General features: G+C 62.4%; 15 protein-coding genes and 1 pseudogene. 10 read left to right on the forward strand and 6 right to left on the reverse strand.

The genetic code is table 11. The annotated features are described in order from the left end of the window. Positions 1 to 954: 954 nt before the first annotated feature. The 5 genes from truA to def are packed head-to-tail and all read right to left on the reverse strand — an operon-like array spanning position 955 to position 3,908. On the reverse strand, positions 955 to 1,692 hold the full coding sequence (gene truA, locus VGP39_RS14110; RefSeq protein ID WP_327568721.1) for a tRNA pseudouridine(38-40) synthase TruA: 738 nt from the start codon (positions 1,690 to 1,692) through the stop codon (positions 955 to 957). Continuing rightward, positions 1,692 to 2,630: a methionyl-tRNA formyltransferase gene (gene fmt / locus VGP39_RS14115; protein ID WP_327568722.1), complete on the reverse strand. Its 939-nt coding sequence runs from the start codon at positions 2,628 to 2,630 to the stop codon at positions 1,692 to 1,694. The genes truA and fmt overlap by 1 nt, the downstream gene beginning before the upstream one ends. 18 nt (positions 2,631 to 2,648) lie before the next feature. Beyond that, positions 2,649 to 3,080, reverse strand: a complete 432-nt coding sequence (locus tag VGP39_RS14120) for a type II toxin-antitoxin system VapC family toxin (protein ID WP_327568723.1) — start codon at positions 3,078 to 3,080, stop codon at positions 2,649 to 2,651. Further along, entirely contained in the window at positions 3,077 to 3,322 is a 246-nt protein-coding gene (locus tag VGP39_RS14125; RefSeq protein WP_327568724.1) for a hypothetical protein, read from the reverse strand. Before VGP39_RS14125 ends, VGP39_RS14120 begins: the two co-directional genes overlap by 4 nt. Before the next feature lie 58 nt (positions 3,323 to 3,380). Then, the gene (gene def, locus VGP39_RS14130) at positions 3,381 to 3,908 is read right to left on the reverse strand and encodes a peptide deformylase (RefSeq protein WP_327568725.1); all 528 of its coding nucleotides are present in this window, start codon (positions 3,906 to 3,908) and stop codon (positions 3,381 to 3,383) included. Between the two features lie 161 nt (positions 3,909 to 4,069). Here def and VGP39_RS14135 point away from each other — a divergent pair, with 161 nt between their 5' ends. The 10 genes and pseudogenes from VGP39_RS14135 (at position 4,070) to VGP39_RS14180 (ending at position 12,565) form a co-directional block, all read left to right on the forward strand. After that, positions 4,070 to 5,281 carry a DNA recombination protein RmuC gene (locus tag VGP39_RS14135; protein WP_327568726.1) on the forward strand — a complete coding sequence of 404 codons (1,212 nt, stop codon included), beginning with the start codon at positions 4,070 to 4,072 and terminating at the stop codon, positions 5,279 to 5,281. 23 nt (positions 5,282 to 5,304) lie between these two features. After that, positions 5,305 to 5,451, forward strand: a pseudogene (locus VGP39_RS14140) (cytochrome c biogenesis protein CcdA); the annotation flags it as partial. 82 nt (positions 5,452 to 5,533) lie between these two features. After that, entirely contained in the window at positions 5,534 to 5,998 is a 465-nt protein-coding gene (locus VGP39_RS14145; protein WP_327568727.1) for a DoxX family protein, read from the forward strand. A gap of 119 nt (positions 5,999 to 6,117) precedes the next feature. After that, a complete protein-coding gene (locus VGP39_RS14150; RefSeq protein ID WP_327568728.1) occupies positions 6,118 to 7,983 on the forward strand; it encodes a thioredoxin domain-containing protein in 1,866 nt (621 codons plus the stop codon). A 298-nt stretch (positions 7,984 to 8,281) separates the two neighbouring features. Next, positions 8,282 to 8,545, forward strand: a complete 264-nt coding sequence (locus VGP39_RS14155) for a hypothetical protein (RefSeq protein WP_327568729.1) — start codon at positions 8,282 to 8,284, stop codon at positions 8,543 to 8,545. A 181-nt stretch (positions 8,546 to 8,726) separates the two neighbouring features. Beyond that, entirely contained in the window at positions 8,727 to 8,984 is a 258-nt protein-coding gene (locus VGP39_RS14160; protein WP_327568730.1) for a hypothetical protein, read from the forward strand. A gap of 107 nt (positions 8,985 to 9,091) precedes the next feature. Continuing rightward, positions 9,092 to 9,991, forward strand: a complete 900-nt coding sequence (locus tag VGP39_RS14165) for a DUF692 domain-containing protein (RefSeq protein ID WP_327568731.1) — start codon at positions 9,092 to 9,094, stop codon at positions 9,989 to 9,991. Then, entirely contained in the window at positions 9,988 to 10,773 is a 786-nt protein-coding gene (locus VGP39_RS14170) for a DNA-binding domain-containing protein (protein WP_327568732.1), read from the forward strand. Before VGP39_RS14165 ends, VGP39_RS14170 begins: the two co-directional genes overlap by 4 nt. An 11-nt stretch (positions 10,774 to 10,784) precedes the next feature. Continuing rightward, the gene (locus tag VGP39_RS14175; RefSeq protein WP_327568733.1) at positions 10,785 to 11,582 is read left to right on the forward strand and encodes a creatininase family protein; all 798 of its coding nucleotides are present in this window, start codon (positions 10,785 to 10,787) and stop codon (positions 11,580 to 11,582) included. Then, complete coding sequence (locus tag VGP39_RS14180; RefSeq protein WP_327568734.1) at positions 11,579 to 12,565, forward strand: hypothetical protein; 987 nt, start codon at positions 11,579 to 11,581, stop codon at positions 12,563 to 12,565. The genes VGP39_RS14175 and VGP39_RS14180 overlap by 4 nt, the downstream gene beginning before the upstream one ends. 98 nt (positions 12,566 to 12,663) lie before the next feature. On the opposite strand, the gene polA is transcribed toward VGP39_RS14180, so the two are convergent. Next, positions 12,664 to 15,750 (reverse strand): DNA polymerase I, encoded by a 3,087-nt coding sequence (polA, locus tag VGP39_RS14185; protein ID WP_327568735.1) that lies wholly within the window; start codon positions 15,748 to 15,750, stop codon positions 12,664 to 12,666. Positions 15,751 to 16,274: the final 524 nt, after the last annotated feature.

Below are 16,274 nucleotides of genomic sequence, written 5' to 3' on the forward strand. Positions count from 1 at the left end.
TGCGGGGATCTGACCTCAGGCAAATCTGCAGTTATTGCGATGCTCCAACGGGTTTCAACAAGTCGCATCTGAAAGTGGGCTGACTTTCCGTGTCTCGAACTCCAATGATTTGAGTCACTTATTTTGAATCAGACTCTGAGGTTCTCGCCGCGGTCGCGGCGAGCCTCGAAGGATGGCCACGAGCGCTTGCGGCCATCCTTCGAGACGCCGCGCAAGCGCGCGGCTGCTCCCGTGACAACGGCGTAGCCGTTGCGCGTGGATGACGGGTGAATGTGTGGCGATGGATGCGCGGGCCTTCGCCTCGCCGAAGCGGGCTTCGGCCGCGCAGGCGGGTCAAGCCCGGGCATGACGAAAATTATGTTGTACGGACGCGCGGCGCTGCGCTGCGTCCGGGGAACAAAAGTGAAAAGATCGCCGTTCACGAAATTGTGAATGTATACCTATCCAACACCCCAAAACCTCCCTTATCCTGCTCGGGTCCTGTTCGATGAGGGAGCGCTTTCTAGAAGCGCTCCCTCAGCGGACAGAGCGAGAGCTGGCCGGACCGGGGCGCCCCGGAGCGGTCGACAGGCTGGTGGCCAAGGTGGAGCGCCGGGAGGCGCCGCGCCCTACGTCACTGGGCGCGCGCGGTGCCTTGCCGCGCGAGGTGGGTACGTTAATCCCGCCTCAAGGGGTGCCCGCTGGTGCCCTGGCGCCTCCCGCCGCTCCACCCCCTCGCTTGGGTTCGCGAGGGACTGGCAAACCTCGGACGCATTGCGCCGCGAGAATGCGGAAGCTTGGCTGTTTGAATCTCGGAATCAGAATTTGAGAACGACGCCGAAACATATCTGCATCATACGCGGGCTTGACTCGCCTGCGGGGCCGAAGCGAAGGCCCGCGTATCCATCAATCCCAGCAAAATTCTTTCGACGCAGATGCATTGCCGGGTCAAGCCCGGCAATGACGAGTGGAGAGTCAATAATCCACCCGTACCAGATAAAGCCCGTCAGGAGGCGCGACCGGCCCGCAGGCGGCGCGGCTGCGAGCAGCTAGCGCGCCTGCGAGATCGTCGGCGCTCCAGCGCCCCTCGCCGACCCACACCAGCGAGCCGACCATAGAGCGCACCTGGCTGTGTAGGAACGAGCGCGCCGAGGCGACAACGTTCACTTTATCGCCATCGCGCACAACGTCGAGCTGGTCGAGGGTTTTCTCCGGCGATTTTGCCTGGCATTCGGCATCGCGGAACGTCGTGAAATCATGCTTGCCGATCAGTCTTTGCGCCGCATCGTGCATCGCGCTTGTATCGAGCAGCTTCGGCACGCGCCACACATGGCCGGCGTCGATCGCGAGGTTGGCGCGGCGATTGACGATGCGATACAAATAATGCCGGCGGATCGCGGAAAACCGCGCCTCAAAAGTTTCCGGCACGATCTCCGCGGCGAGCACGCCGATCGGATGCGGACGCAGATGCGCGTTCAACCCGTCGCGCAGCCGGCCCGGCGCAAAGTGCTTTGCGATGTCGCAATGCGCCACCTGCGCCAACGCGTGCACCCCGGCGTCGGTGCGGCCCGCGCCGTTTACGCGGACATGCTCGCCGCAGATCGCCTTGACCGCCGTCTCCAGCGCGCCCTGCACCGACGGACCGTTCTCCTGAATCTGCCAACCGGAGAACGGCGCGCCGTCATATTCGATGGTGAGCTTGTAGCGGAGCATCAAACTATTTCTTCAGGCGGTTGCCATTGTGGAGGCAGGCCGCGCATGAACTCACTCGCCCTCATCGGCTGCCTGCCGGCACGCTGCAGTTCGAGTATATTGATCGCACCGTCCCGGCAGGCGAATGTAAATTTATCATCTTGGAAGACGTTCGGTACGCCCAAGCCGTTATCGACCTCGCAGCGCAAGATCTTGATGCGGACCGGTTCGCCTTCAATGACCAGTTCGAACCAAGCGCCTGGAGATGGAGACAGCCCGTGAATATGACGAAGCACTTCACGCACCGACTTCGTCCAGTCGATCCGCGTCTCCGCTTTCTCAATCTTGGAAGCGTAGGTCGCACCAATATCGCCTTGTTTGGTGAACTGCAATTTGCCGCTTTCCAACGCGCCCATCGCGCGGACCATCAGATCGGCTCCGAGCGGCGCGAGCACGTCATGAAGATCGCCCGCGGTCATGGCATCCGATATCGCGATCCGTTCGGCCATGGCGACATCGCCGGTGTCGAGCCCAACATCCATCTTCATTACCATCACGCCGCTCTCGGTATCGCCCGCCATGATGGCGCGGTTGATCGGCGCAGCGCCGCGCCAGCGCGGCAACAAAGAGGCATGCAGGTTGAAGCAGCCGAGTTTCGGCGCATCGAGAATGGCTTGCGGCAGGATCATGCCGTAGGCGACGACGACAGCGGCATCCGCATCGTGTGCGCGAAAGGCGGCTTCGGCTTCCGGCGTCATCAATGTCGTCGGCATCAGCACGGGAATCTCGAGCCGCCGCGCCTCCTTCTCCACCGGAGTGGGTTGTAGCTTCATGCCGCGTCCCGAACGCTTTGCAGCGCGTGTATAAACCGCCACGATCTGATGACCATGCTCTGCCAGCGCACGCAGCGTCGGCACAGCAAATTCCGGCGTGCCCATAAAAATGAGGCGGAGAGGCATGCAATGTCCCGGTTGGTGCTATCGGCCGATGTCGGCCGAGAATGGATCGATCAGATCGAGCCCGATGTTAGAAAAATCCTCAATGTTACGCGTCACGAGTGCCATCCGGTTTGCAAGTGCGATGGCTGCGATCATGGCGTCAATGGGTTCGACGGGACATCCGATACGATCCCGGTCGGCACGGAGACGCCCGAAACAAATTGCCGATTCAACGTCAAATGAGAGAATGCGGCCACGATACCCATTCGTGAAAAGCGTTTCAAAAGCCGACCTCAAGCGATCTTTGCGCCTTCCGTCGTGCAACCGCTCGACACCATAGCGCAGTTCGGCCACCACGGGCGTGCAAACAAACAGATGCTGCTCCGGTTGAGAATCGAGCCACGCCATGACGGACGGATTTGGACTTTCGCGCCAAATCTCGGATACGACGTTCGTATCGAGCAGCATCATTCGAAATCAGGAGGGGGCGACCCAGGACCGGGAACTTCGAAGACGAGATCGTCGCCGCGATCTTCCGGCAGCACCAGGCTTCTCATCCACGTTCCCATCTTGCGCCTGTCTTCCGGAACGCTCAGTCCGGCTCGAATGAGCGCCTTGGCCTCTTCAGAAAGATTTCGGTTGTGAGTGCGCGCTCGCTGCTCAACGAGAAGCTTGAGGTCAGGATCGATGTCGCGAATAAGAAGATCGGTCATGCTCGCCTCCGTTTGATATCATGATATCAAACATCTACCTTGCGATCAATAGGATCGTCTACTCCGCCGCCCGTTTCGCGGCCTTTGCAAATTTCTTTAGCACGCGGTCGCGCTTCAGCTTGGAGAGATAATCCACGAACAGCACGCCGTTGAGATGATCGATCTCGTGCTGGATGCAGGTGGCGTACAGGCCCTCGGCGTCTTCCTCGTGCACCTTGCCGTCGAGATCGGTGAAACGCACGCGCACCCGCGCCGGCCGTTCCACCTCCTCGTAATATTCCGGGATCGACAGGCAGCCTTCCTCGTACGTTGACAATTCCTCCGACGACGACAGAATCTCCGGATTGATGAAGACGCGCGGCCGTGGCTTGCTCTCGCCGTCGTCTTCCCTCTTGGCGAGGTCCATGGTGATCAGCCGGATCGGCTGCGCGACCTGGATCGCCGCAAGCCCGATTCCGGGGGCGGCGTACATGGTCTCGAACATGTCGTCGGCGAGCTTGCGCAGCTCCGTCGTGACTTTCTCGACGGGTTTGGAAACGAGCCGCAACTGCTTGTCTGGAAGGATGATTATTTCGCGAATAGCCATGGCGGGCGATTTAATCTGCTGGTCTGGCGGGGTCAATGCGCCCGCACGGCGGGCTTAACCCGGCCTTAACCATGAAATTTAACCATAAAAATTAGCTGTCTGTTCACCATAAATGTTCCCTCTTCGTTCGCATTGCCGTCCGAATCGGCTACAACGGCGCAATGAACGATATCCTTCTCATGATCGGCGACGCGCCGGTCACCACGGGTGCCGCGCTGATCGGCTTCGGCGCGCTGGCGCTCATCCTGCTGCTGGCCATCGCGGTCGTGATCGCGCGCTCCGGCAGCCGCGGCGCCGCGCTGGCGATGGCGCAGGCGATTCGCGCCGACGAGTTGGAGGAGCGCCTCTCTGAGATGATGCGGGCGCAGTCCGAGGCCACCGGCCGCGTCGATGCCATGGGGCAGCACCTTGCCGGACGCCAGGCGGAAATGGCGCGCGCGGTTACCGAGCGGCTGGATTCGGTGACCCACCGCGTCGGCCAGTCGATGGAGCAGACCACGCGCAACACCATGGACTCCTTGCGCGTGCTGCACGAGCGCCTCGGCATCATCGACAACGCGCACAAGAATCTCACCGACCTCACCTCGCAGGTGACGACCTTGCGCGACGTGCTCGCCAACAAGCAGTCGCGCGGCGCGTTCGGACAGGCGCGGATGGAGGCCATCGTCCAGGACGGCATGCCGAAGGACGCTTATGCGTTCCAGCACACGCTCTCCACGGGCAAGCGGCCGGATTGCGTGGTGTTTCTTCCCGATCAGCGTCCGCTCTGCATCGACGCTAAATTCCCTCTGGAGGCGATGACGGCGTTGCACGACGCGCGATCAGACGATGAGAAGAAGTTCGCCACCCAGCGGCTCCGCGCCGACGTGATGAAGCATGTCAGCGACATCGCCGAGAAATATTTGATCCCCGGCGAGACCCAGGATACCGCGCTGATGTTCGTGCCGTCGGAATCTGTGTATGCCGAAATCCACGATGGTTTCGACGACGTGATTCAGAAAGCCTATCGCGCCCGCGTCGTGCTGGTGTCGCCGTCGCTGTTGATGCTGGCGATCCAGGTGATGCAGCAGATTCTGAAAGACGCGCGGATGCGCGATGCCGCCGATCAGATCCGCACCGAGGTGATGCATCTCGGCGACGATCTCGGCCGCTTGCGCGATCGCGTATTGAAGCTGCAAAACCATTTTGGACAGGCCAATGAGGACGTTCGTCAGATTTTGATTTCCGCCGACAAGATCGAAAAGCGTGCCGGCCGGATCGAGGAACTCGACTTCAGCAAGACCGACGCGCCCGCCGAGACGCCGCGGATCGTCAAATCGGGTGGCCCGGGGCTATTTCCGCCATTGCCGCGCAAGCTGCAGGCCGGGGAATAGTCGCTCGTGTCCCGGGACGCGGTGCGCGGCTGAAGCGGCATCTTGCCAGCGTCGAGCGCGCAATGGGTGTATTGATGGTGCTGACCGGGGTCGGCTTTCTCATCGGCAGCATGTCCAGCATCAGCATCTGGCTGCTCGAGACGTTTCCCGCGCTGCAAAATTTCGGCTGACAACGCGTAACAACAAGGCCTGTAGAGACGAAACTCCCGCGCCGCATCACGTGCACTTCAACAATTGATCAGGGGGGCTTTCATGGATTTCATCGTCAATCTTCTGGTTATTCTGCCGGCGCGGATCGCGTCCCATTTCGCCTGGGCCGGGCCACTGGTGATGCGGCTGGTGGTCGGCTACGTGTTCATGCTGACCGGCTGGGGCAAGCTTAATAACCTGCCGCAGATGATCCAGAATTTTACCGAATGGGGCATCCCGTTTCCGAACATCCTGACCCCCTTTGTCTCCGGTGTGGAATTCTTCGGCGGCATCCTGCTCATCCTCGGCCTGTTCACCCGGATTCCGGCGGCGATGCTGGCGGTGGTGATGCTGGTCGCTATCAAGTCGGCGAAATGGGAAAACATCGATTCACTGGAAACGCTGCTGGGCTTCGAGGAAATGACTTACTTCGCGGCGTTTCTCTGGCTCGCGATTGTCGGTCCCGGCGCCGTCTCGCTGGATCGGCTGCTGCTGCGCACGACCGGAAACGAGGACGCGCCGAAGTAATCGGCACGGGACGCAACCGCAGCCTCACGTTTCCGTGACAAAGCGGAAATACTGAGCCGCATTTTGCCCGCCAGCGTAGCTCTCCTGACCGACAAGCCCATGACTTTCCGGGAGACGTTATGAAATTCGTCCGCGCTCTGGCTTTCGCCGTCGCCACTTTCGCAATGTCTCCTTCGTTCGCAGCCGAACCGATCCAATGGAGCGGCTGGGACGATGAGCTGTTTTCTCGCGCGAGCGCCGAGCAGCGCTTCGTCATTCTCGACCTCGAAGCGGTGTGGTGCCATTGGTGCCATGTGATGGAAAAGACCACCTACGCCGACCCCGAGGTCGCGGAGCTGCTGGCGTCGAAATACATTCCGGTCAGAGTGGACCAGGACGCCAATCCCGATCTTTCCAGCCGTTACGGCGACTGGGGCTGGCCGGCGACCATCGTGTTCGGCCCCGATGGCACTGAGATCGTCAAGATCCGGGGCTATATCGAGCCGGCCCGGATGCAGGCCTTGCTGAAGGCGATTATCGACGATCCCTCGCCGGGCCCCTCGGTCGGCGAAGCCTTTGAAATCAGGCCGTCCGCGTCGGTTTTCTTGACCAGCGACCGGCGCGCCGAACTCGTCCAGAACGTCGATCAGTCCTACGAAGGCCGTATCGGCGGCTGGGGCGACAGCCAGAAATACATCGATTCCGACAGCATGGATTACGCGATGACCCGCGCCGAGGCCGGCGACGAAATCGCGGCCAAGCGCGCGCGGCAGACCTTCGACGCCGCGATCGCGCTGATCGATCCGGTATGGGGCGGTGTATTCCAGTATTCCGAAGGCGGAAGCTGGAACAAGCCGCACTTCGAGAAGATCATGTCGTTTCAGGCGCAATACTTAAGGCAATACAGCCAGGCCTACGCGCTCTGGAACGACGAGACATATCTCACCGCCGCGCGCAGCATCGAATGCTATCTCGCGGGATTTTTGACCAGCCCCGACGGTGCCTTCTATGTCAGCCACGACGCTGATTTGGACCACGATACCGATGGCCACAAATATTACGCGCTGGACGACGCCGGCCGCCGCAAGCTTGGCATGCCGCGCATCGACAAGAACCTCTACGCACGCGAGAACGGCTGGGCAATCAGCGGTTTGACCGCTTTATACAACGTCACCGCCGACGCAAAAGTGCTGGCGATGGCCGAACGCGCCGCGAAATGGGTCAACGCCAACCGCGCCATGTCAGGCGGCGGATTCCGTCATGGCGACAAGGATCGCGGTGGTCCGTTCCTCGGCGACAGTCTCGCGATGGGACAGGCGTTTCTCGATCTCTATGCCGCCACCGGCAACCGCGACTGGCTGACCGAAGCCGGCAAGGCCGGCGATTTCATCGGGACAAGTTTCAGGGATGAGGCCGGCGGATTCTTCTCGTCGAAGACCAGCGAAGGCAAGGTTGGCGTGTTCGCCAGGCCTCCGAAACACACCGACGACCACATCCAGGTTGCCCGCTTCATGAACCTGCTGAACCGCTATTTCGGCAACGACGTCTACAAGGACCACGCGGCGCATGCGATGCGTTACCTGACCGGCGTCTCAGCCGAGGTGGCGCGGCCGATGCCAGGCGTACTTCTCGCCGATGAGGAACTCGCGGTCGAACCGACGCATATGACCATCGTCGGCCACAAGGACGATCCGCGCGCTCAGGCCTTGCATACGACGGCGCGGGCGTTTCCGGCGCGCTACAAGCGGCTCGAATGGCTGGATCTGCGCGAAGGCAAGCTGCCCAATCCCGATGTCGAATATCCCGATCTCGGCGAACCTGCGGCGTTCGCCTGCAGCGACCGGATCTGCTCGTACCCGTCGTTCAATGCCCAAGAACTTGCAGCGACGGTGAAACAAATGGCAAAACTGAAGCCCGCGCGCGCGGCTTCGCATAAGCGCAAGCAGCCAAGCTATTGTCGGTTGCAGTGCAAAATGCCGGTACGCACCGCGCGTGCCGGCCTCTAATGCTTTGAAGAGTCAGAGTTTCCTGACCGCGGCAAACGAGGGCTTTTCTTTGCCGCATAAAGAAATACTCTTTACCGGTCGGTGTTAGGCATAGACGGGCAGTCGAGATCAAAAAAAGAAACTTTCTTTGGCAACCGCTGTAACCAAATCGCTCGATGCCCGTAGCTAGTTCTGGATGGGATCTTCAGGGAGCGCGGCATCCCTCGCGACTTGAACATGCATCCGGGCTTTTCGTAGTGCGGTTCTGTGAACGACGGCATCGCATTTTAGGTATCAAACAGTCACCAAGGAGATCGTCATGAAGTTGGATTCCAAATCAGGTGCTACGCTCGCAGCAGCCGCCGCTACCCTGTTCCTCGCCGGTGCAACTATTTCGACCGTATCGACGACTGCTTACGCCGCCGGCGGCAAGTGCATGGCCGGCAATGCCTGCAAGGGTCAGAGCGCCTGCAAGAGCGCCGCGAATGCCTGCAAGGGCCTGAACGCCTGCAAGGGCCAGGGCTTCTCCCAGATGTCCGAGAAACAGTGCACGGGCATGGGTGGCAAGTTCGTCAAGTCCTGATTCATCGTCATGATCCAGCAGGGTCCGGCATGCGCTGCCGGGCCCTTTTCTGTTAGGTGCGATAATATTTTGACCCGCGGTGTAACCAAACCCGTTCGCGTGCGTAGCTCCTTGGGATGCAGAGCCTCGGCGAACCTATAGCCGAAGCCCGGTGCATTCCTTAACCCGTTGGAGGATTCCCATGAAGGTTGCTTCTAAGTCCGGCGCCGCGATCGCCGCAGCCGCTGCCACCCTGTTCCTGGCCGGCGCCACCATGTCCACGGTTGCGTACGCAGCTGGTGAAGGAAAATGTGTCGGCGCGAACGCCTGCAAGGGCCAGAGCGCCTGCAAGGGCGGAGCGAGTGCCTGCAAAGGGCAGAACGCTTGCAAGGGCCAGGGCTTTTCGGCCATGACCAAGGAGCAGTGCGCGGCCGCCAAGGGCAAGTTCACACCGTCCTGACCGATCGTCTGCAGAGTTGATGGGCCCGGCCATGCGCCGGGCCCGGATCTTCGTGATAGGATCGATCGACGGAGCCGGGTTTCCGGCAGCCTGCGAGCGGAGAGCGAATGAACGTCGTAAGCAAATCGCCACTGCCCGCGGCGGCGCCGCTTGCGGACCGCCAGCAGCGGCCGGCCAAGCCGCCGTTTCTCGGTTTTGGACTGGGGCTGCGCGCGCAGCACTACGACGAGATTCTCGAAGGCCATCCGCCGATCGACTGGTTCGAGGTCATCAGCGAGAATTACATGCTGCCGGGCGGCCAGCCGCTCCGCGTTCTCGACCGGATCCGCGAGCGCTACCCGGTGGTGATGCACGGGGTTTCGCTGTCGATCGCCTCGACCGCACCGCCTGATTTCGACTATCTACGCGCCCTGCGCGACCTCGCCAGCCGCGTCGAACCGAAATGGGTTTCGGATCATCTGTGCTGGACCGGCGTGCACGGCAAGAACGTGCACGATTTGCTGCCGATCCCCTATACGCGCGAAGCGCTCGATCATGTGGTCGGCCGCGTGCAGCTGGTGCAGGATTATCTTGGCCGCGCCATCGTGCTGGAGAACGTCTCGACCTATGTGCAGTTCAGCAATTGCGAGATGACGGAGTGGGAATTTCTCACCGAGCTGTCGCGCCGCTCCGGCTGCTGGCTGCTGTTCGACGTCAACAACGTCTACGTCAGTGCGTTCAATCACGGTTATGATCCCACCACCTTCCTTGAAGGCATTCCGGCGGACCGCGTGGTGCAGTTCCACATGGCCGGCCACAGCCACATGGGCACCCATATCATCGACACCCACGATCATCCGGTGTGCGACGACGTCTGGGACCTCTACGCCGCGGCGTTGAAGCGCTTCGGCCGTGTCTCGACCATGATCGAGCGCGACGACAACATTCCGCCGCTCGACGAGCTCGTCGCCGAGGTCGATCAGGCGCGCGAGATGGCCGCGAAAATACTACCGCGGCATGCCGGATGAGCGAATTCGCGCGGCAGCAGGATGATTTTCAGCGCGGCATCCTGAGCGGCGATGATTCCATCCTCGCCGAGATCCTCGACAGTCCTAGGGCGAAACGCGAGGTCCTCTACGGGGTTTACCGGCACGCTTACGGTTCGCGGCTGGTCGATGCCCTGCGCAACGATCACGGTCTGCTTCACAGCTATCTCGGCGACGAGATGTTCGACGCGATGGGATACGCCTATGTGGCCGCGCGCCCGTCGCATCATCCGAACCTGCGCTGGTTTTCGCAGGGCCTGCCGGATTTCCTGAAATCCACCGCGCCCTATAGCGATCTTCCGATTCTCGCCGATCTCGCGGCGCTTGAAAAAACCCTGAACGACGCGTTCGACGCCGCCGACGCGCCGGTGCTGGCGCTGGCCGATATGGCCGGCTTTGCGCCGGAGCTCTGGAACACGCTCAAATTCCAGCCCCATCCCACGTCATGCCGGCTCGACGTTTCCACCAATGCCGCGGCCGTCTGGCTGGCGCTCAAGAACGACGAGACGCCGCCCGACGCGGTCGTGCTGGATGAGCCGGGCCGTCTCTTGATCTGGCGTCAGGACGTGACGCCGATGTTCCGCGAGTTGGGCGCCGAAGAAGCAATGATGTGGGACGAGGCGGCGAACGGCATTCCGTTCGGCGTGCTCTGCTCGATGCTGGCGACCTACGACGATCCCGATGGCGCGGCCGCGCGCGGCGCCGGCTATCTTCATGGCTGGGTCACATCGGGACTGCTGACTGGTGTTTCCAGCGACGATTGAGAGGTCGGCGCGTGAGCACGGCATCCGACCGGAATTTCATCGAGCACCTGACCTGGGACGGGGTCGCGAAGCGCATCGACAACGGCGCCGCCGCTGTCCTGCCTGTTGGAGCCGGCGCCAAGCAGCACGGGTTTCATCTGCCGATGAATGCCGATCGGATTCAGGCCGAATGGCTTGCAGCCAGGATCGTCGACCGCATCGATGGCGTGATCTGGCCGACGGTCAGCTACGGATATTATCCGGCCTTTGTCGACTACGCTGGCAGCGCGAGCCTGTCTGGGCCCACGTTCGAATCCCTGATCCGGGAGATCGCTGCTGGAATCATCGGCTATGGCTGCCGCGCGTTGTTCGTGCTCGATACCGGCATCAGCACGCTGGAGCCGGTCGATCGGGCGCTGGCGCGGCTCGGCAGTCCCGACGCACTGCATCTGAAGATTCATGACGGCCCGCGCTATCGCCGCGCCGCCGCACAACTTGCCGGGCAAAGCCACGGCAGCCACGCCGACGAACTCGAGACCTCGCACATGCTGGTGCTGGCGCCGCATCTGGTCGACATGGCACGGGCGGAAGCAAGCCCGCCGCTGCGGCATGAGACGCCCGGCCCGCTGACGCCGTCGGACCCCACCTCGCCCAATTACAGCCGCTCCGGCAGCTTTGGCGATCCGACATTGGCAACCCGCGCCAAGGGCGAAATCCTGCTCGCGGCGATGGTCGACGACATGGTTGAGCAGGCCTCGGCCTTCCTTGCCGCAAGGGCCACCGCGAGCACCGAGAGCACTCATCGAAGCCATCGAAGCGCGCCGCCATGAGACAGGCCCGCGCATTCCGGCTCGTCGCCTTGTCCGCTGTTGCGGCGATGTTGCTGGCCGGCGCGTTTGCGACGCCAACCCGCGCGCAACCGGAATTGATGCGCGGCGATCGCATGCCCTACGACGCGTTCGACCGGATGCCGAAGACCGATCTCGACGTCCCCTCCGGCGTGATCCATGTGGCGTTCGGCGCGGGCGAGTTCGCATTGCCGAAGGAGAAAATCCTCGAATGGGTCGCGACCTCGGCGAAAGCCGTGTCGACTTATTACGGCCGGTTTCCGGTGAAGTCGCTGCGGCTGCTGTTCGTGCCGGTCGAGGGCACGCGGGTGCGCGGCGGAACGACGTGGGGTTATCGCGGCGCGGCGATACGGGTTCCGCTCGGCCGCGACGCCGGCATGGACGATCTCAAGCGCGACTGGGTCATGGTGCACGAAATGGTGCATCTGGCGCTGCCCGACATGGAGGACCGCTACGCCTGGCTGTCGGAAGGATTGGCCGTCTATGTCGAGCCGGTGGCGCGGGTACAGGCCGGCGACCTCAGCGCCAAAGAGATATGGCTTGCGATGATGCGGGATATGCCGAAAGGCCTGCCGCAAGCCGGCGACCGGGGCCTCGACAACACATCGACCTGGGGACGGAAATATTGGGGCGGCGCGATGTTTTGCCTTTACGCGGATGTCGGGATTCGGAAAGCGACGAACAATCGAATGGGCCTGCAGGACGCCATGCGCGGCGTAATCGCCGCCGGCGGCAGTCACGAGATTGACTGGCCGATCGAGCGCATTCTTACGACGGCGGACAGGGCGGTCGGCGTAGACCTGCTGACGAAGTTGCACGATGAATGGGGGTCGAAGCCGGTGACGCCCGATCTCGACAGCTTGTGGCGCGATCTGGGTCTGCGGCTTCGCGACGGCGGCATCGATTTCGATGACGCCGCGCCGCTTGCCGCGATAAGGGCTGCGATTACGAAGGCGCCACGGTAAATCCGTCGTGGCCGGGCTTGTCCCGGCCATCCACGTCTTGCTTCCACGGACGATAAGACGTGGATGCCCGGCACAAGGCCGGGCATGACGATGAGCTGCTAATGCGCCTCGTCCCAGTTATTCGCCGCGCGTGCGTCGACCTGCAGCGGCACCGACAGCAGCACGGCGGGGAACGGCGCGTCCTGCATGGTGTGCTGCACCACCGGCAGCGTCGCCGCCACCTCGTCGTCCGGCACCTCGAAGATCAGCTCGTCGTGCACCTGCAGCAGCATCTGCGCCGAGAGTTTCTTCGCCGCCAGCGCATCCTCCATCCGGATCATGGCGCGGCGGATGATGTCGGCCGCGGTGCCCTGCAGCCGCGCGTTGATGGCGGCGCGTTCGTTGAAGGAGCGCACCGAGGCGTTGCTGGCCTTGATGTCGGGGTAGTGGCACTTGCGGCCGAACAGCGTCTCGACATAGCCGTGCTTGCGGCAGAAATCGCGCGTCTCGTCCATGTAGGCGCGGATGCCGGGAAAACGCTCAAAGTACTTCTTGATGTAGGCGGAGGCTTCCTCGCGCGCGATGCCGAGCTGGTTGGCGAGCCCGAACGCCGAGATGCCGTAGATGATGCCGAAATTAATCGCCTTGGCGCGGCGGCGCACCTCGCTTGGCATGTCTTTCACCGGCACGCCAAACATTTCCGACGCCGTCATGGCGTGAATGTCGAGCTTGTCCTGGAACGCCTGCTTCAGCACGGGAATATCGGCGATCTCCGCCAAGAGCCGCAATTCGATCTGCGAATAATCCGCCGACACCAGCTTGTGGCCCGCTGTTGCGATGAAGGCGCGGCGGATTTTTCGGCCGTCCTCGGTGCGCACCGGAATGTTCTGCAAATTGGGCTCGTTCGACGACAGCCGCCCGGTGGTGGTGGCCGCCAGCGCGTAGGTGGTGTGGACGCGCTGGGTCTGCGGATGCACATAGGTCGGCAGTGCGTCGGTATAGGTCGATTTCAGTTTCGAGACCTGCCGCCATTCCAGGATCTTTTTCGGAAAGTCGTGGCCCTGCTCGGCGAGTTCATCGAGCACCTGCGCGGTGGTGGACCACGCGCCGGTCTTGGTCTTGCTGCCGCCGGGCAAACCCATCCTGCCGAAGATGATGTCGCCGATCTGCTTCGGGCTGCCGACATTGACCGGCTCGCCGGCGATCTCCTGGATCTCCGCTTCGACCCTTGCCGCGGTCTGCGCGAAATCGGCTGACAGCTTTGAGAGCACCTGGCGGTCGATCGAGATGCCGCGCCGTTCCATCCGCCCGAGCACGCCGACCAGCGGCCGCTCCAGCGTCTCATACACCGCGGTCATCCGCTCGGCGACCAGACGCGGCTTTAAGACCCGCCACAGCCTCAGGATGACATCGGCATCCTCGGCGGAGTACGCGGTAGCCCTGTCGATGGCGACCTGATCAAAACTGAGCTTGTTCTTGCCGCTGCCGGTGACCTCGCCATGGCTCAGCACGGCGTGGCCGAGCCGGCTCTCGCTAAGCGCATCGAGCCCGTGCGAGTTGCGCCCGGCATCCAGCGCATAGGACATCAGCTGCACGTCGTCATGGTTGCGGATGGTAATGCCGTGCTGCGCGAACATCACCGCGTTGAATTTGATGTTGAAGCCGATCTTGAGCAGCCCAGCCTGCTCCAGCAGCGGACGCAATGCGTCCAGCGCGTCGGAAGCCTTGATCTGATCCGGCGCAAGGCCGGCGGCGAACAGGCCTGCGCCATCGCCGGATTGCTTGTGGCTGAGCGGGATATAGCAGGCCTCGTTGGGTCCGAGCGCCAGCGCGATGCCGCACATCTCCGCCTGCATCGGATCGATCGAGGTCGCCTTGGCGTCGATGGCGACATGGCCGACGTCGTGGACCCGCGCGATCCAGGCATTCAATTCGGCGAGTGTGCGGACGGTCTGGTATTTGCCGCGATCGATTTTCGTGTGGCGCGCGGCTTCCGCCCGCGCCGCCGCAAGCGCCTGCGGCGTCAGCGCGATGACCGCGCCGCGGTCAGCTTTCGCCGGAGCTTGCGGGCGCTTCTGATCACCGAGGGGAAGCTCGCCGGCGCGGCCTGAAAACAGATTGGTGCCCTTCGCCGCATCATCGGGTTCGCCCCCTAACGATGCCGTGGACGGCGAATCCGGCGGCATTCCACCTGATGCAAACGGGCTTTTCAAATCCGTCGCGGCGTCGATATCCGACGGATCGACCTGCGCATATTCCGCGACGCGCCGCGTCAGCGTGGAAAATTCCATCGCCTTCAGAAACGCGATCAGCTTGCGCGCATCGGGCTCGTGCACCGCGAGTTCGTCCAGCGGCACGTCGAGCGCCACCTTGTCGTCGAGCAGCACCAGCTGCCGCGAGATGCGCGCCTTCTCGGCGTGTTCGATCAGCGCCTCGCGCCGCTTCGGCTGCTTTATTTCGCCGGCGCGCTTGAGCAGCGTTTCGAGGTCGCCATATTCGACGATCAGCTGCGCCGCGGTCTTGACGCCGATGCCGGGCACGCCGGGCACGTTGTCGGTCGAATCGCCGGCCAGCGCCTGAACTTCGACCACCTTGTCCGGCGGCACGCCGAATTTTTCGATCACCTCGGCAATGCCGAGGCGGCGGTCCTTCATGGTGTCGTACATGGTGACGCAGTCGTTCACCAGCTGCATCAGGTCCTTGTCCGAGGAGACGATGGTGGCGCTGGCGCCGCGCTCGCAGGCGATCCGCACATAGGTCGCGATCAGGTCGTCGGCCTCGAAACCGGCCTGCTCGAGGCAGGGCAGGTCGAACGCACGCACCGCCTCGCGGATCAGCGGGAATTGCGGGATCAAATCGTCCGGCGCGGGCGGCCGGTGCGCCTTGTAGTCGGGATACAGCTTGTTGCGGAAGGTGACTTCGGACTTGTCGAAGATGATGGCCAGATGCGTCGGCCGGTTGTCCTCCGGCATGTCGCGCAAGAGCTTCCACAGCATGTTGCAGAAGCCGAGCACGGCGTTGACCTGCAGCCCGTCCGACTTGCGGTTGAGCGGCGGCAGCGCGTGATAGGCGCGGAAAATATAGGAGGAACCGTCGACCAGGAAGATGTGGTCGCCTTTGCCCGGGGCTTTCACGGCAACGGGTTTTGTGGCGGCGGATTTAGCGGCGGCGGGTTCCGCGGCGGGCTTTGGCGAGGATTTCGGCATGGGCGACAATTTAAGGATTTTTGACGAGATTCACAGCCTGTGAACTGCAGATGTGCGCTAGTTTTTCGTCATGGCCGGGCTGACCCGGCCATCCACGTCTTCCCCATCGTCATTGCCGGGCTCGACCCGGCAATCCATCCTCCTCGAAAGACTCTTGTGAAGAGTGATGGATACGCGGGTCAAGCCCGCGTATGACGAAGTGTGTTGGATGCGACCACGCATTTCACATCGCTCCTTCCTCGGGGCAAGCGTCATCGCCGCCCGCAAATCCCTTCGCGTGAATGGGAGGTTCGGAGAACCTCGCTCTCTCGATAAGAGAGGGAGGCGGAACGCCGAAAGGCGCACCTTGGTAACAGCCGCGGCTTGATTCCCGGATCGCCGGGAATCAGAGGCACACGGCAACGCCTCTCGACGTTCCGTCACGGCGTAGTAGCCCTGGTCCGCGCTTCCGGGGACTTGGCGCACGGCGATTTCGCGCCGCTGCCTGTCCCCGTCCAGCCAGCTTCGGTGGCAGACCCCGAGAG

Source organism: Bradyrhizobium sp. (assembly GCF_036009065.1).
GTDB lineage: Bacteria > Pseudomonadota > Alphaproteobacteria > Rhizobiales > Xanthobacteraceae > Bradyrhizobium.